This is a genomic window from Falsirhodobacter xinxiangensis, from assembly GCF_004959935.1.
Lineage (GTDB): Bacteria > Pseudomonadota > Alphaproteobacteria > Rhodobacterales > Rhodobacteraceae > Falsirhodobacter > Falsirhodobacter xinxiangensis.
In genome coordinates this window covers 281,994-307,888 of the sequence record NZ_SMYN01000003.1, presented here as the reverse complement: position 1 = coordinate 307,888, position 25,895 = coordinate 281,994, and the positions used below count along the sequence as shown (strand labels likewise).

At 67.2% G+C, this 25,895-nt stretch carries 28 protein-coding genes; 13 read left to right on the top strand and 15 right to left on the bottom strand.

The features are described 5' to 3' along the window. Positions 1–17 precede the first annotated feature (17 nt). Together E2K76_RS05540 and dapE are read left to right on the top strand one after the other, a co-directional pair. A complete protein-coding gene (locus tag E2K76_RS05540; RefSeq protein WP_136683277.1) occupies positions 18–338 on the top strand; it encodes a hypothetical protein in 321 nt (106 codons plus the stop codon). Further along, entirely contained in the window at positions 331–1,467 is a 1,137-nt protein-coding gene (dapE, locus tag E2K76_RS05535) for a succinyl-diaminopimelate desuccinylase (protein ID WP_136683276.1), read from the top strand. Before E2K76_RS05540 ends, dapE begins: the two co-directional genes overlap by 8 nt. Here the strand turns inward: dapE and E2K76_RS05530 are convergent. Further along, on the bottom strand, positions 1,464–2,177 hold the full coding sequence (locus E2K76_RS05530; RefSeq protein WP_136683275.1) for an NYN domain-containing protein: 714 nt from the start codon (positions 2,175–2,177) through the stop codon (positions 1,464–1,466). The genes dapE and E2K76_RS05530 overlap by 4 nt on opposite strands. Before the next feature lie 84 nt (positions 2,178–2,261). Between E2K76_RS05530 and E2K76_RS05525 the strand changes: the two genes are divergently transcribed. Further along, complete coding sequence (locus E2K76_RS05525) at positions 2,262–2,537, top strand: I78 family peptidase inhibitor (protein WP_136683274.1); 276 nt, start codon at positions 2,262–2,264, stop codon at positions 2,535–2,537. 1 nt (position 2,538) lies between these two features. On the opposite strand, the gene E2K76_RS05520 is transcribed toward E2K76_RS05525, so the two are convergent. The 7 genes from E2K76_RS05520 to ilvD form a co-directional block, all read right to left on the bottom strand. Beyond that, positions 2,539–2,952 (bottom strand): c-type cytochrome, encoded by a 414-nt coding sequence (locus E2K76_RS05520; protein WP_169053212.1) that lies wholly within the window; start codon positions 2,950–2,952, stop codon positions 2,539–2,541. 67 nt (positions 2,953–3,019) lie between these two features. Next, a complete protein-coding gene (locus tag E2K76_RS05515) occupies positions 3,020–4,255 on the bottom strand; it encodes a lytic murein transglycosylase (RefSeq protein ID WP_136683272.1) in 1,236 nt (411 codons plus the stop codon). Between the two features lie 64 nt (positions 4,256–4,319). Continuing rightward, positions 4,320–6,521 (bottom strand): ribonuclease R, encoded by a 2,202-nt coding sequence (gene rnr, locus E2K76_RS05510; protein ID WP_136683271.1) that lies wholly within the window; start codon positions 6,519–6,521, stop codon positions 4,320–4,322. A gap of 38 nt (positions 6,522–6,559) precedes the next feature. After that, entirely contained in the window at positions 6,560–6,919 is a 360-nt protein-coding gene (locus E2K76_RS05505) for a hypothetical protein (RefSeq protein ID WP_136683270.1), read from the bottom strand. Between the two features lies 1 nt (position 6,920). Next, positions 6,921–7,679: a DUF6478 family protein gene (locus tag E2K76_RS05500; RefSeq protein ID WP_246032900.1), complete on the bottom strand. Its 759-nt coding sequence runs from the start codon at positions 7,677–7,679 to the stop codon at positions 6,921–6,923. 75 nt (positions 7,680–7,754) lie between these two features. Continuing rightward, positions 7,755–8,228, bottom strand: coding sequence for a cation transport ATPase (locus tag E2K76_RS05495; protein ID WP_136683269.1), 474 nt, complete (start codon positions 8,226–8,228; stop codon positions 7,755–7,757). Beyond that, entirely contained in the window at positions 8,209–9,942 is a 1,734-nt protein-coding gene (gene ilvD, locus E2K76_RS05490; protein ID WP_136683268.1) for a dihydroxy-acid dehydratase, read from the bottom strand. The genes E2K76_RS05495 and ilvD overlap by 20 nt, the downstream gene beginning before the upstream one ends. 126 nt (positions 9,943–10,068) lie before the next feature. Here ilvD and trhA point away from each other — a divergent pair, with 126 nt between their 5' ends. Further along, on the top strand, positions 10,069–10,725 hold the full coding sequence (gene trhA / locus E2K76_RS05485; protein WP_136683267.1) for a PAQR family membrane homeostasis protein TrhA: 657 nt from the start codon (positions 10,069–10,071) through the stop codon (positions 10,723–10,725). On the opposite strand, the gene E2K76_RS05480 is transcribed toward trhA, so the two are convergent. The 4 genes from E2K76_RS05480 to rbfA are packed head-to-tail and all read right to left on the bottom strand — an operon-like array spanning position 10,701 to position 13,303. After that, positions 10,701–11,210, bottom strand: a complete 510-nt coding sequence (locus E2K76_RS05480) for a DUF1643 domain-containing protein (protein ID WP_136683266.1) — start codon at positions 11,208–11,210, stop codon at positions 10,701–10,703. The genes trhA and E2K76_RS05480 overlap by 25 nt on opposite strands. After that, on the bottom strand, positions 11,207–12,112 hold the full coding sequence (truB, locus tag E2K76_RS05475) for a tRNA pseudouridine(55) synthase TruB (RefSeq protein WP_136683265.1): 906 nt from the start codon (positions 12,110–12,112) through the stop codon (positions 11,207–11,209). The genes E2K76_RS05480 and truB overlap by 4 nt, the downstream gene beginning before the upstream one ends. A 50-nt stretch (positions 12,113–12,162) precedes the next feature. Beyond that, positions 12,163–12,900, bottom strand: a complete 738-nt coding sequence (locus E2K76_RS05470; RefSeq protein WP_136683264.1) for a phosphodiester glycosidase family protein — start codon at positions 12,898–12,900, stop codon at positions 12,163–12,165. Continuing rightward, on the bottom strand, positions 12,890–13,303 hold the full coding sequence (gene rbfA / locus E2K76_RS05465) for a 30S ribosome-binding factor RbfA (protein WP_136683263.1): 414 nt from the start codon (positions 13,301–13,303) through the stop codon (positions 12,890–12,892). The genes E2K76_RS05470 and rbfA overlap by 11 nt, the downstream gene beginning before the upstream one ends. Before the next feature lie 69 nt (positions 13,304–13,372). Between rbfA and dapB the strand changes: the two genes are divergently transcribed. Next, complete coding sequence (dapB, locus tag E2K76_RS05460) at positions 13,373–14,158, top strand: 4-hydroxy-tetrahydrodipicolinate reductase (protein WP_136683262.1); 786 nt, start codon at positions 13,373–13,375, stop codon at positions 14,156–14,158. Here dapB and E2K76_RS05455 read toward each other — a convergent pair. Further along, a complete protein-coding gene (locus E2K76_RS05455; protein ID WP_136683261.1) occupies positions 14,155–14,322 on the bottom strand; it encodes a DUF1674 domain-containing protein in 168 nt (55 codons plus the stop codon). The genes dapB and E2K76_RS05455 overlap by 4 nt on opposite strands. Before the next feature lie 68 nt (positions 14,323–14,390). On the opposite strand from E2K76_RS05455, the gene E2K76_RS05450 reads away from it, so the two are divergent. From E2K76_RS05450 to mutL, 8 genes are all read left to right on the top strand, one after another. Beyond that, positions 14,391–15,614, top strand: a complete 1,224-nt coding sequence (locus tag E2K76_RS05450) for an RsmB/NOP family class I SAM-dependent RNA methyltransferase (RefSeq protein WP_136683260.1) — start codon at positions 14,391–14,393, stop codon at positions 15,612–15,614. A gap of 44 nt (positions 15,615–15,658) precedes the next feature. Next, positions 15,659–17,233, top strand: coding sequence for a heparinase II/III family protein (locus E2K76_RS05445; RefSeq protein WP_136683259.1), 1,575 nt, complete (start codon positions 15,659–15,661; stop codon positions 17,231–17,233). Continuing rightward, entirely contained in the window at positions 17,230–18,807 is a 1,578-nt protein-coding gene (purH, locus tag E2K76_RS05440) for a bifunctional phosphoribosylaminoimidazolecarboxamide formyltransferase/IMP cyclohydrolase (RefSeq protein ID WP_136683258.1), read from the top strand. Before E2K76_RS05445 ends, purH begins: the two co-directional genes overlap by 4 nt. 1 nt (position 18,808) lies before the next feature. Continuing rightward, positions 18,809–19,303, top strand: a complete 495-nt coding sequence (lspA, locus tag E2K76_RS05435) for a signal peptidase II (protein WP_136683257.1) — start codon at positions 18,809–18,811, stop codon at positions 19,301–19,303. 54 nt (positions 19,304–19,357) lie between these two features. Then, complete coding sequence (locus E2K76_RS05430) at positions 19,358–19,870, top strand: DUF3035 domain-containing protein (protein WP_136683256.1); 513 nt, start codon at positions 19,358–19,360, stop codon at positions 19,868–19,870. Positions 19,871–19,944: 74 nt separating this feature from the next. Further along, positions 19,945–21,276 (top strand): M16 family metallopeptidase, encoded by a 1,332-nt coding sequence (locus E2K76_RS05425; protein ID WP_136683255.1) that lies wholly within the window; start codon positions 19,945–19,947, stop codon positions 21,274–21,276. Beyond that, positions 21,273–22,577: a M16 family metallopeptidase gene (locus E2K76_RS05420; RefSeq protein ID WP_136683254.1), complete on the top strand. Its 1,305-nt coding sequence runs from the start codon at positions 21,273–21,275 to the stop codon at positions 22,575–22,577. The genes E2K76_RS05425 and E2K76_RS05420 overlap by 4 nt, the downstream gene beginning before the upstream one ends. Positions 22,578–22,605: 28 nt before the next feature. Beyond that, positions 22,606–24,372, top strand: coding sequence for a DNA mismatch repair endonuclease MutL (gene mutL, locus E2K76_RS05415; RefSeq protein ID WP_136683253.1), 1,767 nt, complete (start codon positions 22,606–22,608; stop codon positions 24,370–24,372). Here mutL and E2K76_RS05410 read toward each other — a convergent pair. Together E2K76_RS05410 and E2K76_RS05405 are read right to left on the bottom strand one after the other, a co-directional pair. Then, complete coding sequence (locus E2K76_RS05410) at positions 24,369–25,400, bottom strand: saccharopine dehydrogenase (protein WP_136683252.1); 1,032 nt, start codon at positions 25,398–25,400, stop codon at positions 24,369–24,371. The genes mutL and E2K76_RS05410 overlap by 4 nt on opposite strands. Beyond that, a complete protein-coding gene (locus E2K76_RS05405; RefSeq protein ID WP_136683251.1) occupies positions 25,397–25,621 on the bottom strand; it encodes a WGR domain-containing protein in 225 nt (74 codons plus the stop codon). Before E2K76_RS05405 ends, E2K76_RS05410 begins: the two co-directional genes overlap by 4 nt. Between the last annotated feature and the right edge of the window lie 274 nt (positions 25,622–25,895).

Genomic DNA, 25,895 nt, shown 5'->3' with positions numbered 1-25,895 from the left:
GGCAAAGGGGACGCGCCATGACCGAAAAACGCCCACAACAGGTCTTTACCCTCGTGATCGAGGTGGGCCGCAAGGAAAACGACGGCCTGCCGCCCAAGGCGACGGGTGCGGCCCTGATCTGCTACGCCTCGGGCGTGGACGAGGCCGAAGCGGTGCGCGAAACGGTGGCGATCCTGAAACAGGCCGACCTCGCCCCGCTGGACGTGTCCGGCTACGGCACGCTGGACGAACGCCTGAAGAATGGCGAGGAGATCGATGAGGAGGAACGCGCCCTGATGGACCGCGCATTGGCCGAAAACTCGGTCGTCGTTGCACAAATGACGCCGTTCTATGACTGATCCCGTTCGCCTCACCGCCGATCTGGTCCGCTGCCCGTCGGTCACCCCCGCCGAAGGGGGCGCGCTGGTCCTGCTGGAATCCGTGCTGACCGCTGCGGGCTTCGACTGCACCCGCGTGGACCGGGGCGGAATTTCCAACCTGTTCGCCCGCTGGGGCCGCAAGGGCGCGAACCGCAGCTTCGGCTTCAACGGTCATACCGATGTCGTTCCCGTGGGCGACGTCGCCGCATGGACGCATGACCCCTTCGGCGCGGTGATCGAGGATGGCTGGCTCTATGGTCGCGGATCGACCGACATGAAATCCGGCGTCGCGGCCTTCGTCGCGGCAGCTGTGGATTTCGTCGCCACCAAACCCGACTGTGCGATCCTTCTGGCCATCACCGGCGACGAGGAAGCCGATGCCGACCACGGCACCCGCGCCCTGCTGGACTGGATGGCGGAGGCGGGCGAAAAGATGGACGTCTGCCTCGTGGGCGAGCCGACCTGCCCTGAAAACATGGGCGACATGATGAAGATCGGGCGTCGCGGATCGGTCAACATCCGCTTCACCGCCCGCGGGGTGCAGGGCCATGCCGCCTATCCGCACCGTGCCAAGAACCCCGTCGCCGCCCTCGCCCGCCTGATCGCGCGGTTGGAGGAGGTGCCGCTGGATCAGGGGAACGATCATTTCGACGCATCGTCCTTGGCCACCGTCACCTTCGATGTCGGCAACCCGGCCACCAACGTCATCCCGGCCGAGGCGCGGGCGACGGTGAACATCCGCTTCAACGACATCCACACCGGCGAGAGCCTGATTGCCCAGCTTCGGGCCGAGGCGGATGCCATCGCGGCCGAGACCGGCGTGCAGATCGAGCTTGCGACCAAGATCAGCGGCGAAAGCTTCCTGACCCCGCCCGGCGATCTGTCGAACCTGATCGCGGATGCGGTGCAGGCCGAAACCGGACGCAAGCCAGAGCTGTCGACTTCGGGCGGCACCTCGGATGCGCGGTTCGTCAAGGATCACTGCCCGGTGGTGGAGTTCGGCCTTGTCGGCCACCGGATGCACGGCGTTGACGAACGCGTGCGGGTGGAGGACATCCACACGCTCAAACGCATCTACACCCGCATCCTGACCGACTACTTCGCCTAGGCCCGATCGCGGGCAAGCAATTGCCCGTCATCGCCCAGCACCACCTCGAACCGGCTGACCTTGCGGATCAGGTCCGACAGCTTGGCGCTGCCATAGGTGCGGGTGTCGAAATCGGGGTTCGCCTGCGTGATGTATTGCCCGATCTGGCCCAGCGAATACCACTCGCCCTCGGGATCGATCGCACGCATGGCGGCGGCGATCAGCGGGATCGCGTTGGCGGGCGCATCCTTGGCCGGGCGCGGCGGCGCTTCGGGCTCGGGTTCGGCCTTGCCGGTCAGGTTCTCGACATAGATGAAGCGCTTGCAGGCCATACGGAACGCCTCGGGCGTCTTCTTCTCGCCGATGCCGTAAACGTCCAGCCCCTGTTCGCGAATCCGCGCCGCCAGCCGCGTGAAATCGCTGTCCGAGCTGACCAGAACGAAGCCGTCGAACAGCCCCGAATGCAGAAAATCCATCGCCGCGATCACCAGCCCGATGTCGGATGCGTTCTTGCCCCGCGTGTTCGAGAACTGCTGATCGGCCACGAGGCCCAGCGCCGCGACCTTCTCGGCCCAGTTCTTCAGGCGCAGCGCGGACCAGTCGCCATAGATGCGGCGCACCGACGCCTCGCCCAGGGACGCGATCTCTTCGAAGATGGCTTCGGCATAGCCGGCGGGGACGTTGTCGGCGTCGATCAGGACGCAAAGGCGGGGGGCGCGTGTCTCGGGCATGGAATGTCCTTTTCCCATGACCTTATCGTCATGCTTGCCGAGCGCCAAGACCCTGCTACGTCCTGATCCACAGGAGGACCATTCATGAAAACCATTGCACTCATCGCCGTCGCCACGCTGGGCCTTGCGGCCTGCGAAACGACCCGCACGACCACCACCGTGATCGAAGCGCCCACTTGCCAAACCACGCAATACGCCACCCTGATCGGCCAGCCGCGCAGCGTCCTGTCCGCCGTCACGGTTCCTGCCGGCACCCGGATCATCACGCCGGACACAGCGGTCACGATGGATCACAACCCATCGCGCCTGAACATCGAGATCGACGCCCGCAACCGCATCTCGGCCGTGCGCTGCGGCTGACCTATTCGCGGTAATCCGTGTGGCAGGCGCGGCAGGTCGGACCGATCTGTGCCATCGCCGTCTGCACATCCGACAGGCTGCCGGTGGTCGCATCGGCAGCCGCCTTTTCCAGCGCCGCCCCTTTGGCCGCGAAGTCGTCCCAGTTTTCCCAGATCGCGGGCAGCGCCTCGGTTTCGCCCTCGATCACGTTCGGCTCGAACAAAGCCGGGATACGGGCCGCGTTTTCCTGCATCGTGACGCGCGCCTGTTCCGCCAGTGCCGCATCGAACGGCGCCTTGTCGGTGGCCATATCGCCAAGCGTCTTGGCGCTGGCGGCGATGCCCTTCATCGCCTGCTGCCGATCCTTCACGGCATCTTGGGCAAAGGCCCCGGTTGCAAGGCATGTCAGGATAACGGCAACGGTCAGGCGTTTCATCATCTGGCTCCCATGCTGGACGATGAAGCGTAACGCGGGCACCCCTGCCCGCGCCATCACGAATATGTCAGCGCAGCGCCGCCAGAAGCGAGGTGCTGGCATACCCGTCCGGGATCAGCCCCGCGCTGCGCTGGAACGCGGTGATCGCAGCGATGGTGTTCGGCCCGATGCGCCCGTCGGTGCCTTGGGTGTCGAAACCGCGCCGGGTCAGGCGTTCCTGCAATTCGGTCCGCTCGGCACGGCTCAGCGCCCGCTCGCCCGCCGGCGGCACGCGCTGGATCGGCCCCAGCCCGCGCAGACGGTCCGCCAGATGCCCCACGCCGATGACATAGCTGTCGGCGGCGTTATACCGCTCGATCGCGCGGAAGTTGGGATAGATCAGGAAGGCCGCGCCCTTTGCCCCGCCCGGCAGCAGAATCGACGCCTCGCCCGCGGGCAAGCTGCGCCCATCGACCGAACGCACCCCCTGCGCCGACCAGTTCGATGCGGGCAGACGGTTGGTCTTGCCGACGCGGCTGTAATCGAACCCTTCGGGAAGCGTGACTTCCATCCCCCAGATCCCGCCGCGCTGCCATCCCGACCGCGCCAGATAGGCGGCGGTCGAGGCCAGCGCATCCGTCGGATCGTCAGACCAGATATCGCGCCGCCCGTCGCCGGTGAAATCCACCGCATGCGCCAGATAGGAGGTTGGCATGAACTGCGTATGCCCCATTGCGCCCGCCCAGCTTCCGGTCATGGCGGCAGGGGCGACATCGCCCGCCTGCACGATCTTCAGCGCGGCGATCAACTCTCCCTCGAAGAACGCGCCGCGCCGCCCGTGATAGGCCAGCGTCGCAAGGCTGTTCATCAGCGCCATGCTGCCGCGGTTGGTGCCGTAATTCGACTCCATCCCCCAGATCGCGACGACGATCTCCTTGTCCACGCCGTATTGCGCCTCGATCCGGCCCAGCGTTCCGGCATGGCGGGCCAGCGCGGCGCGGCCATTCTCGATCCGGCTTTGGGACACGGCCCCCGCCAGATAATCCCAGACGGTCTTGTTGAACTCGGCCTGATTGCCGTCCAGCCGGATCACTTCGGTGTCATAGCGCAGCCCGGTCAACGAACGGTCCAGCACGGCCGGAGAGATGCCCTGCGCCATCGCGCGCGGACGGAATTCCACCAGCCAGCGATCCAGCCCTGCCTGCGATCCCGGTTCGTTGAAGGGCGCCGCCTGCGGGCGAAGCGAGGTCGTGATGTTCCCCGCGCCCGGCCCGGCGCAGGCCGCCAGCGCAAGGACGCTAATGGAAAGGATGGTCGTCCGCATTGCTCTCACCGCTCGATTTTATCGTTGCGGCCAGCTTAACGACTCGCGCCCCGCGCGTGAAGCGTCAGTGCCTGCGGCGGATGATCCGTTTCTTGCGTTCGGGCTTGAACGGCTTGCCCCGGCGTCCCCTTTGCGGCCCGCGTGGCATCTTTCCGCCCTCGATCTCCAACAGCTCCAGCATCAATCCGCCGGTGACCGGAACAGCCTCGGTCAGCCGCACCAGCACGCGCTGGCCGGGGCCGATGATGGTGCCGGTATCCGCCCCCATCAGCGTCTGCGTGTCGGGGTCGAAATGGAAGAACTCGCGCCCGACGCTGCGGATCGGGATCAGCCCGTCGGCCCCCGTCTCGTCCAGCTTCACGAACAGGCCGAACCGCTGCACGCCCGACACGCGGCCCGTGAATTCGGCCCCCACCCGGTCCGACAGCCACGCCGCGAGGTAACGGTCGTTGGTGTCGCGTTCGGCCAGCATCGACCGCCGTTCCGTGTCAGAGATCTGCTTCGCCGTATCGCCCAGATGTTCCACATCGAAGGGCGACAGCCCGTCATCCCCCCAGCCATGCCCCGCGATCAGCGCCCGATGCACGATCAGGTCCGAATACCGCCGGATGGGCGAGGTGAAATGGGCATAGCTGCGCAGGGACAGCCCGAAATGCCCGAAATTCTCGGGGTGGTAATAGGCCTGCGTCATCGACCGCAGGGTGGTGATGTTGATCAACTCGTCGAAGTCCGTGTCCTGCGCCTGATTCAGCAGCCGGTTCAGATGCGCCGTCTTCAGCACCTGCCCCTTGGCAAGCGTAAAGCCCGACGCCTCGGCCACCTCGCGCAGCGCGTCCATCTTCTCCGGGCTGGGTTCTTCGTGGACGCGGAACAGAAGCGGGCGCTTCAGGCGGGTCAGCTCCTCGGCCGCGGCGACGTTGGCGAGGATCATGAACTCCTCGATCAGCTTATGCGCGTCGAAGCGTTCGCGGAAGGCGACGGACGTGACTGCGCCTTCGTCCGACAGTTCGATCTTGCGTTCGGGCAGGTCCAGCTCCAGCGGCTGACGGCGTTCGCGCGCCTGTTTCGCAGCCTCGTATGCGGCATAGAGCGGCGCCACGATCGCCATGTCGGCGCGGCTGGGCTTGCCGTCGCGGGCGTCCTGCACCTCGGCATAGGTCAGGCTGGCGGCGGATCGCATGATGCCGCGCACGAAACGGTGGCTGACCTTGTTGCCGTCGGCGTCCAGCTTCATCCGCACCGCGATGCAGGGCCGGTCCACGCCTTCGTGCAACGAACACAGATCGCCCGACAGCACATCGGGCAGCATCGGCACGACCCGGTCGGGGAAATAGCTGGAATTGCCGCGCCGCCGCGCCTCGCGGTCCAGACCGCTGCCGGGGCGGACGTAATGCGCGACATCGGCAATGGCGACCCAGACGACATGGCCGTCGCCATCGGCTTCGGCAAAGACCGCGTCGTCATGGTCGCGCGCGTCGGGCGGGTCGATCGTGACCAGCGCCAGATCGCGCAGATCTTCCCGGCCCTTCGGGCTTGCGGGCTTCGCCGCCTTGGCCTCGGCGATGACCGCATCGGGGAAATGGTCGGGGATGCCGTGCTGGTGAATCGCGATCAGCGAGATCGCACGCGGCGCTGTCGGATCGCCCAGACGCGAGACGATGCGCGCACGCGGCAGGCCCATGCGTTTGGGTCCGGCCTGTTCGGCCTCGACCAGTTCCCCGTCCTTGGCGCCCATCGTCATGTCGGACATGACGATCCATTCCTTGTCCGATCCCTTGTCGATGGGCACGATGCGCCCGCCTTCGGACCCGGCGCGGAACACGCCCAGCACCCGCAGGGGGTTGGCGCCGATGCGGCGGATCAGGCGGCCTTCGTGGCTGTGATCCTCGGCCACCACTTCGGTCAGGCGGGCAAGGATACGGTCGCCCTTGCCCAAGGCCGGATCGGATTTCTTCAGGATCAGCTGGATGCGCGGCTCCGCCCCCTCGCCCGTCCATTCCAAGGGCTTGGCGAACAGATCGCCGTTGTCGTCGGGGGCCAGAACCTCCAACACCGAAACCGGCGCAAGGGTCGCGGCATCGCGATAGACGCGCCGCTTCTTGGCCAGCGCGCCATCCTCCTCCAGCTCTTTCAAAAGCCGCTTCAATTCGATCCGCAGCGCACCCCCCTTGATGCCGAAGGCGCGGGCGATGTCGCGCTTGGCGGTCTGGGTCGGGTTTTCAGAGATCCATTGCAGGATCTGCGCTTTCGAGGGGAGCTGTTCCATGTCCAGCGCCTATCACGAAGGGCGATGCCGAACCAGCGTCAACCGCCGGTTTCAAGGCAGTGGCGGCGGAAGGCGCGTTTCAGCAGGTCCAGTTCCGCGCGCAAAAGGTCCACCTCGGCGCGCAGGTCGTCTTCGTTCGCACCGCCGGTCGCGATGCTGAAATGACCCAAGGTGGTCCCCCGCGCGGCATCGCGGATCACGAAGGTCTGGATGCCGTCCTCCAGCAACTCGCGCGGGATCGGAACCTGCACCGTCTGCTCGCCCGCCGCGCCGCGCGTCAGCGCCACTTCGGGCAACGGCTCGCCCTGGTGCAGCACCTCCACCTCGGCCACGTCGCTGTCCTTCAGCACGCCTTGCCAGACGCCGGCGCGGATGCCTTCGCGGATCAGGGTCGCCATCTCAGAACTCCGCACGCGGGCGGCGCACCATGGTCAGGTCGCGCAGCACGATCTGGTTCATCTGCGGCTGTTCGAATATCAGGTCCACCCACATCTTTTCGGCCCTTGCCTCGTTCAGCTTGGTCGAGGTGAGGTCGAATTCCGCCACCGCCTCATCGACGCCCATCGGCAGGGCGCATGTCAGCTGTTCGGTATTCGGTCCGTGGCGGACGTTCAAGCGGGCAAAGATGCGCAGCGGACGCTCCACCTCCAACCGGGCGCGCAGCACGATCAGATGCTTGCGCCGCAAACCACGCACGGATTCGGGCGGCAGATCCAGCGCGACGGACAGAAAGCTGCCCTCGAATGCGAAGATGTCCATCTGCAATCCAAAGGGCGCGGAGTCGGCGGCGCGGCCGTTGCGGACCTGACGCGCCCCCGTTTCGCACAGGCGGCAATCGTGGAACACCGCCGTCATGCCGTCCAGCTGCGCCCGGCTGGAGCGGACCAGCCCCGGCTGCGACACCGGCGCCGTCCAAAGCGGCGGGCGCCAGGCCCAGTCGGTGCCAAGCGGGCGGCGGATCGCGGGCGCCTCCTGCAACCGGGGTTCGGCGGCCATCAGCAAGCGATCAAGCTGCGCCCGAAGCGTGCGGGCGCGGCGGCGCAGAAGCCGCAGGCGCGGCAACCCCATGGCATCGGCATGGTCGGCGTCGCGCGTCCAGCGGTTCATGATCCGCTGGTGCAGCAAGCCATCGATCATTCCGCCACGATTGTCCGCCAAGGCACACCCCTTATCCGATCCACGCGATTCGCAGTTTCGCGCCTCCGCGACACTCGCGCAACGGTTGATCTGGGTTCAAGGGCGATTGGCGGCGCGCATTCCGTCCAAGAATTTTTCCGCCAATTCGCGGGATTGCCCGCCGCTGGCGGTCAGCGTGACCATGCGCCCGGCCAAGGGCACCAGCACGCGCCAGCTTTCGTCGCGCGTTCCGGCATCGGCGATGCGGATCAGAAGCGCATCGCCCCGCCCCCGCAATTCGCGCACCGTCACATCGCGCGCACGGCCCCGGCGCGACAGGGCGGCGCGGCCCGCATCGGTCTGGAACCACCGGGCAACCGCCCCCTGATCGGCCAGCGCCGAGGCGCTGCCCTCGGCCCCCGCCATCACGGTCAGCATTGCGCCGGTCCCTTCGCAGGGACGCAGCACGGTCATCGCGCCGGGATCGCCCGCGCAATATCCGGCGGGCGGCGCGATGCGCAGCGCCTCTGCCGCCGCCGGGACAGGCAGCAGCAGGGCCAGCGCAAGGACCTTACTGGTCCATATAGACATGCTTCTCGGCCTTGGCGCCGGGATGGGTGGTCGCTCCGAACCGCGCACCGCCGACCAGCCGCGCGTATTTCCAAAGCGCGCCGGATTCGTATTCGGTCGGCTTCGGGCCTTTCCACGCCTGACGGCGGGCGTCCAATTCCGCATCGGTCAGATCGACCGACAACTCCCCCGTGACCGCGTTCAGCGTGATCATATCGCCGTCCTGCAGCAGCGCGATCGGCCCGCCATGCGCCGATTCCGGGCCGACATGGCCGACGCAGAACCCGCGCGTCGCGCCCGAGAAGCGCCCGTCGGTGATCAGCGCGACCTTCTTGCCCATCCCCTGCCCCGACAGCGCGGCGGTGGTGGACAGCATCTCGCGCATCCCCGGCCCGCCTGCGGGGCCTTCGTTGCGGATGACGATCACGTCACCTTCTTTATACTCGCGGCGCTGGACGGCCTCGAACGCCTCCTCCTCGCATTCGAACACGCGAGCGGGGCCTTTGAAGACCTGCTCGGCCTCGGACATCCCGGCGACCTTCACGATCGCGCCTTCGGGGGCGAGGTTGCCCTTCAGCCCGACGACGCCGCCGGTCTTGGTGATCGGCTTGTCGATGAAGTGGATGACCTTGCCGTCCGGCTCATGCGTGATGCGGCCAAGCGCGTCACCCAGCTCCTCGCCCGAGGCGGTCAGGCAGTCCAGATGCAGCAGACCGGCGCGGGCCAGTTCCTTCATGACGACCGGCACGCCGCCCGCCTCGAACAGGTCCTTGGCGACATAATCGCCGCCCGGACGCAGGTTCACGAAATAGGGCGTGTCGCGGAAGATGTCGCAGACGTCGAACAGGTCGAACTCGATCCCCGCCTCGTGCGCGATGGCGGGCAGGTGCAGACCGCCATTGGTCGAACCGCCGGTGCATGCGACGACGCGCGCCGCATTCTCCAGCGCCTTGCGGGTCACCACGTCACGAGCGCGGATGTTCTTCTCGATCAGGTGCATCACCGCCTGACCCGAGAAATCGCCATACTGGTCGCGCGATTCGTAAGGCGCGGGCGCGCCGGACGAGTTCAGCAGCGCCAGACCGATGGCCTCGGACACGCAAGCCATCGTGTTCGCGGTATATTGCCCGCCACACGCGCCCGCCGAAGGACAGGCCACACGTTCGAGGATCTGCAACTCGGCATCCGACATGGTGCCGGCGGCGTGTTTGCCCACGGCCTCGAACACGTCCTGCACCACGACATCCTTGCCGTTCAGCTTGCCCGGCAGGATCGACCCGCCATAGACGAAGACCGACGGCACGTTCAGCCGCACCATCGCCATCATCATCCCCGGCAGCGACTTGTCGCAGCCCGCAAGACCAACCAGCGCGTCATAGCAATGCCCGCGCATGGTCAGTTCCACCGTGTCGGCGATCGCATCGCGCGAGGCGAGCGAGGACCGCATCCCCTCATGCCCCATGGCAATGCCGTCGGTCACGGTGATGGTGGTGAATTCGCGCGGCGTGCCGCCACCCTTCTTCACGCCCATCTTCACCGACTGCGCCTGACGGTTCAGCGCGATGTTGCAGGGCGCGGCCTCGTTCCAGCAGGTGGCGACGCCGACCCAGGGCTGGTGAATCTCTTCCTCGGAAATCCCCATGGCATAGAAATAGCTGCGGTGCGGGGCGCGCGACGGCCCTTCGGTCACGTGGCGGCTGGGCAGCTTCGACTTGTCGAAACGCGAGTTCTGCATGGGAATCCCTCCGGCTCTCTGGCTGGGGCTTGGCATAATCCGCAAGATCGGGAGGGGCAAGACGTAGTTTTATTGCTCGCCACATCGTCAATTTACGGAATCAATTCGGACGCATAGTTTGATCCCATGAACGAACCCACACGCAAGCGGACCCTCTATACCCGCCCCGAGCGGATCAGCGATGCCGCAGTCCATGTGATCGGCACCGCACTGGCCCTGATGGCGGTGCCGGTGCTGATCACCCTGACCGCCACGCGCGCGCCGGGGCCGCACGCGATTGCCGGTATCGCGATCTATGGTGCGGCGCTGATCGCCTGCATGGGCTGCTCGGCCGCCTATAACATGCTGTCGGTGCCGGGCTGGAACGGGGTGCTGCGGCGGCTGGACCATTCGGCGATCTATATCAAGATCGCGGGCACCTTCACCGCCTTCATCATGCTGGCGGGAACCGGTATCTGGCTGATCGTCGCGCTTTGGGCGGCGGCACTGACGGGCGTCGTGCTGAAGGTCGTCGCCCCGCACCGTTTCGAATGGTTCGGCTTTGGCCTTTACATCGCGATGGGCTGGGTCGGGGTGGGCCTCGGCTGGCCGATCTTTGCGCAGATGTCGGGGCCGGTGCTGGCGCTGGTGTGCCTGGGCGGGCTGACCTATACCACGGGGACGCTGTTCTATCTGCGGCACATGATGCCGTTCCACCGCACGATCTGGCATGTGTTCGTGCTGGTCGCCAGCGGCACCTTCTATGCCGCCGTCACCGTTCAGATGGTCCAGAGCACCGGCTGAACAGCATATCCGATGTAAAGCGGGTGCTTTGGATGCCCCCCTGCCGACAGGCCCAGATGGTGCAGCGGCAGGCCCGTCTCGCGCAGCAGCGCCTCCACATGCGCGCCGCGGTTCAGGAACGCGCCATGCGTGCCCCATGCGCAGACGATGGTGTCGGCCCAAGGCGCGCTTTCGACGATGGCGGTATCGTTGTAATCGCCCACCGGATCGGCGGCGGCGCGCATCTTCTTGGGGTCGGTGTCACGCCACGCAAAGATGTTGCACACCCGGAACGCGCCGAAGCCCAGCGTCCGCGCGCGCCGCTCGCACCGTTCGACGGTGGGGTCGTTCTGGTATTCCGTCGCGGTGGACGGGTTCAGCATCACGAACAGCGCGCGTTTGCCGCCCGCATCCCATGTGCGGGTCAAAAGGAAACGATACCGCTCGCAATCCGAATAGACGGCGGTCGAGGGCGCATCGCCCTTGATATGGGTGCGTTCGATCATTCGCTGACGAAGACGCGGCTGGGATGCAACTCGCCGCCCTTATAGACGCCGACCGCCACCGCGCGGCCCTGATAGGAGGCCCACGCCTCGTCACCGTAATCGGCGCCGGTCAGCACCATGCCGGGATTGCCGTTCTTCAGCTTTGCCGCACCTTCGGGCGTCGCCTGCAATTCCGGCAAATCGGCCAGACCCATCTCCAGCGGCTTCAGATGCGTGTCCAGTTCCTCGGTCTTGGCCATGCGGTCGATCTCCTCGATAGAGATCCCACCCTCGGCCACGAAGGGCCCCGACCATGTCCGGCGCAGCCAAAGCACATGCCCGTGACAGCCAAGCGCCGCCCCCAGATCGCGGGCGATGGAGCGGACATAGCCGCCCTTGCCGCAGACCATCTCCAGCTCGACATGGTCCGCATCGGGGCGCGACAGCACGATCAGGCTTTCGACGAACAACGGGCGGGCGGCCAGATCCATTTCCTCGCCCGCGCGGGCGATGTCATAGGCACGCTCGCCATTCACCTTCACGGCGGAAAACTGCGGCGGGACCTGCATGATGTCGCCGCGGAACGGGGCCAGCGCCTTGGCGATGTCATCATCCGAAGGCCGCGCGTCGCTGCTGGCGATCACCGTCCCTTCGGCATCGTCGGTGTTGGTCGCCTGCCCCAACCGCACCATGAAGCGGTAGCATTTCAGCGCATCGGTGATGTAGGGCACGGTCTTCGTCGCCTCGCCCAGCGCCACGGCCAGAACGCCGGTCGCCGCCGGGTCCAGCGTGCCCGCATGGCCCGCCTTCTGCGCGCCGAAGGCCCAGCGGACCTTGTTCACCACGGATGTCGATGTGATCCCGGCGGGCTTGTCCACCACCAGCCAGCCCGATACGACCCGGCCCTTGCGCTTGCGTCCCATGATGCCCCCAGAAACCAAAGGCCGCGTGCTACTGCCCCGCGGGCTGTTGGTCAACCATCGTCGCGCCCCTCCGGAGCGACTACCGTCCCGACGATGGGACCCAGCGGAAAGCCGATATCGTCACGCCCCATCTCCGGCGCATGCAGGCGCGATATCGAACCGTCGAAATACAGCGCGTCCGGCGTGCCAAGATGATCCTGGAACAGCCGCGCGAATTCGTAAAAGGTCACGTCGTCCGAGCTGATCGCGAAATAGGCGGTCCGACCGTCCGCACTGACCCCCACGCCGTTGCGAATGTAGCGCGAATCGCTGTCGGCCAGAAAGCGCGGATGCAATTCGCCGTCGATCACCAGCATCGGCCCCGACTGCGTGGCATAGCGGCATTCGGGCGGATCGGCCTGATAGGCCCGCGTCTCGATCACGCTGAACCCGTCGCCGATGCAGAAGACGCCGTTCGGCTCCATTCCGAAATTGCCCCAGCTTTCCCCGACGACGAGGTCCTTCTCCATCACGCCATCGACGATCAGAAGGCCCACCGGGCGGCGGTCGGGGTGATACATCCCGGCATTCATCGCAAAACCCAGCCGCTTGCCGTCAAGGTTGCGGTTGATGGCGGAAAATGCGCCGAAAGGCTTTCCCTCCGGGCCATTCTGGAAGATTCGCAGATCCTCGCCCGCCTGCACTTCGCAAACGGTGTATTCCTGCCCCTCGAACGTGACCTCGCGGCATCCGGCCCAAGCGGGCGCGCCGACAAGAAACAGCAGGGCGGCAAGAAGCCTAGTCTTCATCATCCTCGCCCTTGGCGATGTCGCGCCGCACCGCCTCGTCGGAAAACAGCCGCCGCGTCTCGTCCAGCCGATCGAACGTCTCGTCGGGGCGGAACCGCAGGTCGGGCGCGTATTTCAGCGCCATTTCCTTGGCGATGCGGTGGCGCAACTCGCCCTTGTTGCGGGCCAGCGCCTCGATCGCAGCAGCCACGTCCCCGCCGCCCAAAGGCATCACGAACACCGTCGCGATCTTCAGATCGTTGGACATGCGCACTTCGCCCACCGTAATGGAAAAGCGGTTCAGGTCGGGATCGTGCACCTCGGCCCGGTTCAGCACGTCCGAGAGGACGCGGCGGATCAGTTCGCCCACGCGAAGCTGACGTTGCGAAGGGCCGGTGCCCGTGGTGTGAGAGTTCTTTGCCATTCCCGGGCAGATAAGGGTTTCCGCGCCTTTCCGCAATGTCGTAACAGGACACGAAAGAAGGAGAGTGCCATGTCAGAACTGCCGGGTATCGTCGTGACCGGGGCCTCGGGCCGGATGGGTCAGATGTTGATCAAGACCGTGCAGGAATCGGGCAAGGCGCGGCTGGTCGGCGCGGTGGACCGCCCCGGCAGCGACTGGATCGGGCGCGAGATCGGCGGCGTGACCGTGACGGACGACCCGCTGGAGGCGTTCGCGAAGGCGCAGGCGGTGATCGACTTCACCACACCCGATGCGACGGTCAAATTCGCCGCGCTGGCGGCGCAGGCCCGCTGCACCCACGTCATCGGCACCACCGGGCTGGAGGAGGCGCATCTGCAAAAGATCGCCGCCGCCGCCCGCCATGCCGTGATCGTGCGCGCCGGAAACATGTCGCTTGGCGTCAACCTGCTGCTGGGCCTGACGCGCAAAGTGGCCGAGGCGCTGGACGCCGACTGGGATATCGAGATCGTCGAGGCGCATCACCGCCACAAGGTCGATGCCCCCTCGGGCACCGCGCTGATGCTGGGCGAGGCGGCGGCGGCAGGCCGGGGCGTCGCGCTGAAGGATGTGCGGGATTCGGGCCGCGACGGCATCACCGGGGCGCGGACGCGCGGCGATATCGGATTTTCCGCCATTCGCGGCGGCGATGTCGTGGGCGAACATGACGTGATCTTTGCCGGCGAGGGTGAACGCATCGTCATCCGCCACCTTGCCACCGACCGCACCATCTTCGCGCGCGGCGCGCTGAAGGCCGCGATCTGGGGCCAGACCGCGAAACCGGGCGAATACGACATGCTGGACGTGCTGGGGCTTTAGAAGTCGACCGCGAGGCCCTTCTTCTCGTAATCCCCGAACCGCACCGGCTCGGGGCCGTCGCGCCCGCCAAGCTCGGTCGGAAGGTCCAGCGGTTTGGCGGTCCGGCGGCGTTCCTCGGCTTCGGCCAGGGCACGCTGGGCGGCCGGGGGAAGGTCCTTGTCCATTGCGCTCTCCTTGAGACTTCGCTTCCGTTGATATACGCCCGCCGGATCATCGCGCAAGGAGAGGGACCATGACAGACGAGGTGCGCGCCGCCGCCATCGACCTTCTGGGCGCGGTGCTGTCCGAAGGGGCGCTGCTGGCGCAGGCCCTGCCCGTGCTGGACCACCTGCCCCCGCCCGACCGCGCAAGGGCGCAGCGGCTGGCCGCGACCACGCTGCGCCATGTCGAACAGGCCGACCGCGTGCTGGCCGCGCATATCCGCCGCGCGCCGCCGCCCGCCGTGCGCGACGCGCTGCGCCTTGCCGTGACGGAAATCGCGCTGGGCGCCGCGCCGCACGGCGTCGTCAATGCCGTCGTCGGCGTGCTGCGCGCGAACCGCCGCACCGCGCATCAGGCCGGATTCGCCAATGCCGTCCTGCGCAAGATCCCCGAGGATGCCTTCGCGGGCCTTCCCGCCCAGCGCCTGCCGAAATGGCTGCGTCAACCGCTGGTGCATACCTATGGCCGCGATATCGTCTCGGCGATCGAGGCTGTGCAGGCCGAAGCCCCGCCGATCGACCTGACGCCCCGCCCCGGCGCGACCGAACTGCCCGAGGGCGCCGTTCTGCCTACCGGCAGCATCCGCGTGGCGGCGACTCAGGTGTCCGCGCTTCCCGGCTTCGCCTTGGGGCATTGGTGGGTGCAGGACGCCGCCGCCGCGCTGGCCGTGCGCCTGCTGGACCCCAAACCGGGCGAGCGTATCGCCGACCTTTGCGCCGCGCCGGGCGGCAAGACGTTGCAGCTGGCGGCGGCGGGGGCGGATGTGACGGCGGTGGACATCTCGGCCCCGCGGCTTGAGCGGCTGGCCGAGAACCTGACCCGCACGGGCCTGAGCGCGAAGATCGTGGCCGCCGATGTGCTGGGCTGGCAGGACGAGCCCTTCGACGCGATCCTGCTGGATGCGCCTTGTTCGGCCACCGGCACCATCCGCCGCCATCCCGACCTGCCCTTCGTCAAGGGTGACGACGATGTTGCGGCGCTGGCGCAGTTGCAATCGCAGATGATCGACCATGCGCTTGGTTTGCTGAAACCCGGCGGGCGGCTGGTCTTCTGCACCTGTTCGCTGCTGCCCGAGGAAGGCGAGGCGCAGATCGCCGCCGCCTTGACCCGCCATTCCGGCCTTCGGCTGGACACCCCCACCGTGCCGGGGATGGAGCCGCGCTGGCTGTCCGGCGGCGGGCTGCGGCTGCGACCCGATTTCTGGGCGGATCGCGGCGGGATGGACGGGTTCTTCATGGCGCGCTTTACCCGCTGACGGCTCGGGGCTAATCTCGGCCAGCTTCAGGGGGATAGGCGCATATGGCAGGCTGGCTCGCAGCGCATCTAGGCAGCCGCAAGGACCGGATCGAGGCGCAGCGCGCGGGCGATGCGCCGGTCGCGACCGCGCTGCGCCAGATGCCGCAGGGGCGCTGGACCGGCGATCCGGCGCTGGGCCGCACCGCACCCGAAAGCCACGATTTCGCATGGCTGGACCATCTGGCCGCCATCGGAGACGAAGCTGCGGGGCGGCTTGCGCATCGCCGCCTGACCGATTGGGCAGCGCAGTTCGGACGGGGCATCGGGCCCGGCTGGACAGCCGAAGCGGCGGCCTGGCGGCTGCTGCGCTGGCTGGACCATGGCGGTTTCGCCGATCCACGCCAGACGGTTCCTGACACGCTCGCGATCCTCTCGCGCCATGTCGCCTTCCTTCATCGCCGTTGGGAATCGGCGCCCGAGGGGATGCCCCGCATCGCGGCGCTTGCCGCGTCCATCACCGGAACGCTGGCGCTGAAGGGTCTGCCGAACCGCGTCGGGATCGAGGCGGATGCGCTGGCGAAGCTGAGCGACAGCGCCCGGACGCGCAACCCCGAGGAATTGCTGGACCTGCTGGTGCTGCTGCTGACCGCCGATGCCGCCCTTCGCCACGCGGGGCACGAGGCGCATTTCCCCGCCATCGGGCGCATCGTGGGGGAATTGCGCTGCCTTGCCCATTCCGACGGACGGCTGGCGCGGTTCCATGGCGGCGGCGCGGGCATCCCCGGTCGGCTGGATTCGGCACTGGCCGAGGCGCGGTCGCGCCATCCCGCGCCGCATCAGGCGCTGGGCTTTCACCGCCTTCACGCGGGGCGCAGCAGCGTGATCGTGGACACTGCCCCGCCGCCCGCCACCGCGCTGGCCCATGCCTCGTCGCTGGCGTTCGAGCTGACATCGGGGCGCAGGTCCATCGTCACCAGTTGCGGCCCCGGACAGGACCTGCCCGAGTGGGCGCGCGCCTGCCGCGCCACCGCGTCCCATTCCACCCTGGCGCTGGAGGGTCACTCGTCCTCGCGCCTCGGTCCCGCAGAAATGTTCACCGAAACAGCGAAGGTCCACGGCATCCACCGCCAGACCCTGCCCGAAGGCACGCATCTGCAAGCCTCGCATGACGGGTGGAGCGTCAGCCACGGGCTGAGCCATACGCGCGATCTGCTGCTGTCGCCCGATGGGCGGCGGCTGGTCGGGCAGGATATGCTGGCCGCGCATTCCATGGCCGAACGGCGGCGCTTCTTCCGGCTGAACGCCCCGCGATTCCACATCCATTTCCACCTGCACCCCGATGTGCGGCCCATCCACCACCCCGGTGCCGACAGCGCCGCCCTGCACCTGCGCAGCGGCGAGGTCTGGACCCTGACCTTCGAAGGCCCCGCCCATCTGGAACTGCGCCCGTCCAGCCATCTGGAACGCGGGCTGACCACGCCCCGCCCCTCGCATCAGGTGGTTCTGTCGGGCATCGCTGCGGAAACATCGACGCAGATCGGCTGGACCTTGGCGAAAACGCAGGATACTCCGCTGGCGATCCGCGACCTTGCGCGGGACGAAGATCCCGCAAGCCCAGACGATTTGGAGCCGACATGACCGATCTCGTATATATTGGACGGGCCCTCCTGTCCGTGTCCGACAAGACGGGTCTTCTGGACCTTGCCCGCGCCCTTCACGCAAGGGGGGTCGAACTGCTGTCCACCGGCGGCACCGCCACCGCCCTGCGCGGCGCGGGCCTTCCGGTGCGCGACGTGTCCGAAGTGACGGGCTTCCCCGAGATGATGGACGGGCGCGTCAAGACGCTGCACCCGAACGTGCATGGCGGTCTGCTGGCCCTGCGCGACGATGACGAGCATCTGCTGGCCATGGCCGCCCACGGGATCGAGCCGATCGACCTGCTGGTCGTGAACCTTTACCCGTTCGAGGCGACGGTGGCGCGCGGCGGCAGCTATGACGACTGTATCGAGAATATCGACATCGGCGGCCCCGCGATGATCCGCGCCGCGTCCAAGAACCACCGTTTCGTCAACGTGGTCACCGATGTGCAGGATTACGGCGCGCTGCTGGAGGAACTGGAACGCCACGACGGCGCGACCAGCTTCGCCTTCCGCCAGCGTCTTGCGCTGACCGCCTACAGCCGCACCGCCGCCTATGACGCCGCCGTGTCGGCATGGATGGCCGAGACGCTGGGCGAAGTGCCGCGCCGCCGCGCCTTTGCCGGAACGCTCGCCTCGACGCTGCGCTATGGCGAGAATCCGCATCAGTCCGCCGCCTTCTATACCGATGGTTCGGGCCGCCCCGGCGTTGCCACCGCGAAACAGTGGCAGGGCAAGGAGCTGTCCTACAACAACATCAACGACACCGACGCGGCGTTCGAGCTGGTGGCCGAATTCGGCACCGAGACCCCTGCCGTGGCGATCATCAAACACGCCAACCCCTGCGGCGTCGCAACGGGTGCCACGCTGGCCGAGGCCTACGGGCGCGCCTTCGACTGCGACCGCACCTCGGCCTTTGGCGGGATCATCGCGGTGAACCAGCCGCTGGACGGCCCGACCGCGGAAAAGATCTCCGAAATCTTCACCGAGGTCGTGATCGCCCCCGGCGCGGACGATGCGGCCAAGGCGGTCTTCGCCAAGAAGAAGAACCTTCGCCTGCTGACCACTCTGCGCCTGCCCGACCCCACCGCGCCGATCCTGTCGTTCAAGCAGGTCGCGGGCGGCTTCCTCGTGCAGGACAAGGACACGGCTGGCGTGCCGGACTTGAAGGTCGTGACAAAACGCCAACCGACCGAGGCCGAGATGGCCGATGCGCTGGTCGCGTGGAAGGTGGCGAAACACGTCAAGTCCAACGCCATCGTCTATGTCAAGGACGCCGCCACCGTCGGCATCGGCGCGGGCCAGATGAGCCGCGTGGACAGCACCCGCATCGCCGCCCGCAAGGCCGAAGATGCCGCCGAGGTTCTGGGTCTGGCCGAGCCGCTGACCAAGGGCTGCTCTGCCGCGTCGGATGCGTTCTTCCCCTTTGCCGATGGTGTCGAAGTGCTGGCCTCCGTGGGCGCGACCTGCGTGATCCAGCCGGGCGGGTCCATGCGCGACGCCGAGGTGATCGAGGCCGCCGACCGACTGGGCCTTGCGATGATCTTCACCGGCCAGCGCCATTTCCGGCACTGACATGCGGCTCGTCGCGCTCGTCTCGCTGATCGTCTTCGCGCTGGATCAGGTCACCAAACTGGCGGTCGTCCACGGGCTGGACCTGATCCGCACCGGCTCGATCGAGGTTTTCCCACCTTACCTGAATTTCCGCATGGCGTGGAATCAGGGGATGAACTTCGGCCTGTTCGCGGGCGACAGCAATGTCACCCGCTGGGTCCTGATCGTGATCTCCATCGCGATCACGGCCTGGGTGCTGCACTGGATGCGCAAGCCGGGGCACTCCAAGCTGGCGCAAATCTCGGCCGGGCTGCTGGTCGGGGGGGCCTTGGGCAATGTGATCGACCGCTTCGTCTATGGCGCGGTGGCCGATTTCCTGAACATGTCCGTGCCGGGGATCGAGAATCCCTATGCCTTCAACGTGGCCGACATCGCGATCTTTGCCGGGGCCATCGGCCTCGTGCTGTTCACCGGCGATCCCAAGCCGCCGAAAAAGAGCCGCCGAAAGACCGCGTGACCTGCCCGTGGCTTTGGGCTAAAGACGGAACGAAAGACGGATACGGAGGCGGAAATGCAGGCAGCGCGCGGCGCACTCGCACTGGCGGGGATCCTGACGCTGGCGGCATGTGGCGGGGGCGATCCCCAGCTGATGCGCGTCCGCTCGGACGGGAACGGGCCGGATGCGTTTTCCGTGGTGCCGTCCAAACCGCTGGAGATGCCACAGACGCTGGCCGACCTTCCCACCCCCACGCCGGGCGGTGCGAACAGGACCGATCCGAACCCGTCCGCCGATGCGATCGTGGCGCTGGGCGGCAACCCGAACGCCGCCCGCAGCGTGCCCGCCGCCGACGGTGCCATCGTCGCCGCCGCCTCGCGCTATGGCCGCGAGGATACGCGCGCCGCGCTGGCGACCGAGGATCTGGAGTATCGCCGCGCCAATCCGGGCCGCTTCCTGAACCGGCTGTTCAACAACACCACTTATTATCAGGCTTACGAGCCGCAATCGCTGGATCAACGGCAAGAGCTGGAACGCTGGCGCGCCTCTGGCCGGCGCACGCCCGCGGCACCGCCGCCGGCGGAATAATCAACTCCGCGTCAGGCCCTTGCCCCCGCCCCTTCGTCGGGTCAGGGTCTGGCCAAGCAAACGCGGAGACACATATGCCAACCCGCCTGCCGGCCCTGCTGGCCTTGTCCCTGACCGCCGCCCCTGCGCTGGCGCAGGACGTGACCGATTTCACCCTTGAAAACGGGATGGAGGTCGTGGTGATCGAGGATCATCGCGCCCCGGTCGTGACCAACATGGTCTGGTATCGCACCGGATCGGCGGACGAACCCCCAGGCGAATCCGGCATCGCGCATTTCCTTGAACACCTGATGTTCCAGGGCACGAACACGATGGAACCGGGCGAGTTTTCGTCCACCGTGGATGCGCAGGGGGGCAGCGACAACGCCTTCACCTCCTATGACTATACCGCCTATTTCCAGCGCGTGGCCGCCGACCGGCTGGACCTGATGCTGTCGATGGAGGCGGACCGGATGCGGAACCTGACCCTGTCCGAAGACATCGTCGCCAACGAGCGCAACGTCGTGCTGGAGGAACGCAGCCAGCGCGTGGACAGCGATCCGTCCTCGATCTTCAGCGAACAGCAGCGGGCGGCGCAGTTCCTCAACAGCCCCTATGGCATCCCGATCATCGGCTGGCGCGCGGAAATGGAGCAGATGGACCGCGACGATGCGCTGCGGTTCTATCGCACCTATTACGCGCCGAACAACGCGGTGCTGGTCGTCGCGGGCGACGTGACGCCGGATGCGGTGCTGGAGATGGCGAAGAAGCATTTCGGCAAGCTGGAGCCCTCGGACCTGCCCGTCCGCCTGCGCCCGCAGGAGCCGCCGCAACTGTCCGAGCGGCGGATGGAATATGCCGATCCGCGCGTGGCGCAGCCCTATGTCATGCGCAGCTATCTTGCCCCCGAACGAAACCCCGGCGACCAGCAGAAGGCCGCCGCGCTGACCGTGCTGGCCGAATATCTGGGCGGCAGCCCGACGACATCCGTCCTTGCCCGCGCGCTGCAATTCGGGCCGGACGCGCCCGCCGTCTACACCAGCGCCTATTATGACGGGACGGCGGTGGACCAGACGACCTTCAACCTGGCCGTCGTGCCGCGCCCCGGCCTGTCCTTGGACGATGCCGAGGCTGCGATGGACGCCGCGCTGGACCAGTTCCTGAAGGGCGGCATCGACCCCGAAGCCTTCGCCCGCATCATGACGCAGGTTCGCGCGGGCGAAATCTATGCCCGCGACGATTCGGACGGGCTGGCTCGCCGCTATGGCGCCGCGCTGGCCGTGGGGCTGACGGTCGAGGACGAACGCGATTGGCCACAGGTCCTGCAATCCGTGACCCCCGAACAGGTGATGGAGGCCGCGCGCGAAGTCTTCGACAAACGCCGCGCCGTCACCGGCCATCTGCTGCAAGAGGAGGCTGCGGAATGAAGATGCTGCGCCACGTCGCCGCCCTGATCCTGTTCGCCCTGCCCGCGCATGCGGCGGTGGACATCAAGCAAGTCACCTCGCCCGGCGGCATCACCGCATGGCTGGTCGAGGAACACGAAATACCCTTCACCGCGTTGGAGATCCGCTTTCAGGGCGGCACCTCGCTGGATGCGCACGGCAAACGCGGGGCGGTGAACCTGATGACCGCCACGCTGGAGGAAGGCACGGGCGAGATGGACGCCCAAGGCTTCGCCAATGCCCGCGACAGCCTTGCCGCCAGCTATCGGTTCGAGGCGGGAACCGACAGCGTCGCCGTCTCGGCCCGCTTCCTGTCGGAAAACCGCGATCAGGCAGTGGACCTGCTGCGTCAGGCACTGGTCGCGCCCAGCTTCGAGCAAAGCGCGGTTGACCGCGTGAAGGGACAGGTCCAGTCGATCCTCCAGTCCGACGCGCAGGACCCGAACGCCATCGCCGCCCGCATCTTCGACACCGAAACCTTCGGCGATCACCCCTATGCCACATCCGGCAATGGCACGGCGGACAGCGTCGCAGCCCTGACCCGCGATGATCTGGTGGCCGCGCACAAGGCGGCGATCACGCGCGAACGTATCTATGTCTCGGCCGTGGGCGACATTTCCGAGGCGGAACTGGGCAAGCTGCTGGACGATCTGTTGGGCGATCTGCCAGAGACGGGCGCGGCCCTGCCCGACGCGGCCCCGTGGAACATCAAGGGCGGCGTGACGGTGCATGACTTCCCCACCCCGCAATCGGTCGTCTATTTCGGCCATCAGGGCATCAAGCGCGACGATCCCGACTTCTTCCCCGCCTATGTCCTGTCGGAGATCCTTGGCGGCGGGCGTTTCACCGCGCGGCTGATGGACGAATTGCGAGGCAAACGCGGGCTGACCTATGGCGCCTATGCCTACCTCGCACCGATGGACCATGCCGAACTGCTGGTCGGGCGTTTTGCCACCGCGAATGCCACGGTGGGACAGGCCATCGACGTCGTGCGCGAGCAATGGTCGAAACTGGCGACCGAGGGTGTGACGCAGGCCGAACTGGACGCGACCAAGACCTATCTGACCGGCTCTTATCCGCTGCGGTTCGACAGCAACGCCGCCATTGCCAACATCCTTGTCGGCATGCAGATGGAGGGGCTTCCCATCGACTATGCCCTGACCCGCAACGAAAAGGTGGAGGCCGTGACGCTGGACGACGTGCGCCGCGTCGCCGCCCGTGTGCTGCGCCCCGATGATCTGCATTTCGTCGTCGTCGGTCAGCCGGAGGGGCTGGAGCAGTAACGCGCCCGGTGCTAGGGTTGGTGGCATCATGCTCGATCACCACAAACCCTCGCGCCCGATCATCCGCCAGCTTGACGAAGCGGCGATCAACCGCATCGCCGCGGGCGAGGTGGTGGAACGCCCCGCCTCGGCAGTGAAGGAGCTGGTGGAGAACGCGCTGGACGCCGGCGCGAAGCGGATCGCGGTTGATTTCGCCGATGGCGGCAAGACCCTGATCCGCGTCACCGACGACGGCTGCGGGATGAGCGCGGAGGACCTGCCGCTGGCCCTGTCGCGCCATGCCACGTCCAAGATCGACGGCACCGACCTTCTGGACATCCGGTCCTTCGGCTTCCGGGGCGAGGCTCTGCCCTCGCTGGGCGCTGTGGGGCGGCTGACGATCACCTCCCATGCGGGCGGGGGCGGCCATGCGATCACCGTGAATGGCGGGCGGATAGAGGGGGTGCGCCCTGCCTCGGCACGGCCCGGCACGGTGGTCGAACTGCGCGATCTGTTCCACGCCACCCCCGCGCGGCTGAAATTCATGCGGTCCGACCGGGCCGAGGCGCAGGCCATCGCCGAGGTCATCCGCCGTCTTGCCATGGCCGAGCCCACGGTCGGGTTCACCCTGACCGACACAGGCACCGAACGCGTGGTCTTCCGCGCCGATCCGCAGCCGGGCGATTTCTTCGATGCGCTGCACGGGCGGCTATCCTCGATCCTCGGCGCGGATTTCGCCGGGAATGCGCTGCGGCTGGATGCGGAGCGCGAGGGGCTGCGCCTGTCCGGCTATGCCGCGCTGCCGACCTATTCGCGCGGGTCTGCGGTCGCGCAGTATCTGTTCGTGAACGGTCGGCCGGTGCTGGACCGGATGCTGATCGGCGCGCTGCGGGCGGCCTATATGGACGTGCTTTCGCGGGACAGGCATCCGGCGGCAGTGCTGATGCTGACCTGCGATCCGCAATTGGTGGACGTCAACGTGCATCCGGCGAAATCCGAGGTCCGGTTCCGCGATCCCGCCGCCGCCCGCGCGCTGATCGTGACGGGCATCCGTCATGCGCTGGCAGGGGCGGGGCACCGCGCCTCGACCACCGTGGCGGCGGAAACCATCGAAGCGATCCGGCCAGAGGCCCCTCGCGTCTATCAGATGGACCAAGCCTCGCTGGCGCGCGCGACGACATGGCAGGCCCCTCTGGGCTTCGCCGAGGCCCCGTCCGCGCGGATGGAGCCGGACCTGCCCGCCGATGGCCCATTGGGTGCGGCGCGGGCGCAGCTTCACGGCAACTACATCATTGCGCAGACCGAACGCGGCATGGTCATCGTCGATCAGCACGCCGCGCATGAACGGCTGGTCTATGAACGGCTGAAGGCCCAGCGCGATGCGGCTGGCGTTGCGGCACAGGCCCTGCTGATCCCCGAAATCGTGGAGACGCCGGACGCGGCGGCACTGCTGGAGATCGCGGATGATCTGTCACGCCTCGGCCTGACGATCGAAAGTTTCGGCCACGGCGCCATCGCGGTGCGCGAGACGCCCGCGATCCTGGGGCAGGTCGATGCGGCGGCGCTTTTGCGCGACATCGCGGACGAGCTGGCGACGGGCGACAGCACGACGCTTCAGGCGCGGATGGATGCGATCCTGTCGCGCATGTCCTGCCACGGCTCGGTCCGGTCGGGCCGCGCCATGCGGGCCGAGGAGATGAACGCCCTCTTGCGCGAGATGGAGGCGACACCGCTTTCCGGCCAGTGCAACCACGGCCGCCCCACCTATGTCGAGTTGAAGCTGCACGACATCGAAAGGCTGTTCGGCCGGCGTTAGTGCCGATCGAACTCCGCCTTCGCCCGCCCCCAAACGCCGGCATCCAGCGCATCCAGCGCCATCAGCGACGGCAAAAGCTGCGCGGCATAGTCCTGCGAGCTTTCGACCGGCAGAAGCGACGGCAGATTGTCGATGGCGGTCACGTCCAGCACCGGGTCCGTCGCCACGCGCAGCGCGGGCGCGGTCCAGTCGGTCACGCGGTCATAGACCTTGATGGGCGAGAAATCCGAGGTCGGATCGCAGGCGATATCCCCGATCACCCGCAGCGCCCGCGTCTTCAGCAGCGCCGATTCCGGCACGAAGACGGGCGCGCCCGGACGGGCAAGAATGCAGTTGAAGAACAACTCATGCGCCAGAACCTCGGGGAACGGGCCGCCGGATGCGGTTTCCTCGATATCCCAGCGGGTGACGGAAAGGCCCATCGCCTCGCACAGATCGGCGGCGCCGGTGCCGACACGGCCCTTCGCCCCGATGACCAAGGCGCGCGGATCGCCCGTGACCTCGGCCCGCAGATCGGCCAGCAGCGCATCGCGGCCCGCATAGGGCGCAAGCGGCCCGCAGATCGTGCCGCGCCCCTGCGCCGCCCAGCATTTCAGCGCCACGGCCGCCCCGGCATAGCCCGCCCAATAGCCGAAGGCCGCGACCCGCCGCCCCGTTTCATCCACCAGCGATTCCAGATCGTAAAGCACACCGCCCCCCGCGCGGAACCGCGCCAGAAGCACCTGACCCGCAGGCTGCCCCTTATAGGCGTGGCCGAACAGGATGTGGCGATGGCGCAGGGGGGTGCCATCCTCGGGCAATTCCTTCAGACCGAAGACGATCGCATCCGCCGGCGCGTCGGGCCAGCTTTCCGCCGGCGCAATCTCGGCCCCCGCATTGGCATAGGCAGCGGTGAGGATGCAGCGGGTGGGGCTCTCCTCGACCGTGATGCGGAAGCCTTTCGCGATCAGCCGTGCCGCACCCTCGGGCGTCAGGCCGACGCGCTCCTCATGCGGGCGCTGTTCGTGGCGAACCCAAAGATGCGTCATGCGACCCGGTATCCGCGACGTAGCGCCCGGCGGTTCCAGCGTTCCGCCGCCATGCACGCGTCCCGCAGGTTGGAAAACCACGACACGCGACGGCGCCCCTTGCCGCGCCGCCCACCCCATTCGCGCAGGACCGAGTATTCCCCGAACAGGTTATAGGCCAGCTCGACCCGATAGAAGCGCATTGCGGCGCCCGCGTTGCGCAGATGGATGAAGGTCAGCATGGTCGTCCCTCGGTGTTCGCATGTGATTCTATCAAATCGCAGGGCGTGTGAAAGGGGCTGTTCCGTTAACGCCGTCTTCACCATTCACCCGAAGCGAATCGCAGGTCAGTGGCCGCCCCTATGCTTAAAATCTGGGCGTTCTTAAACTCTGGATTGCGCAATGCTGCAACTGCTCAGCCACAGAAGAATGCGATGCCGGGGATTTCCGCTTAAGATTGGGTTAACGTCCGTTTTTAACCCTGATCCTTGTCGCCAAGACCGGATCGGAGGTCTA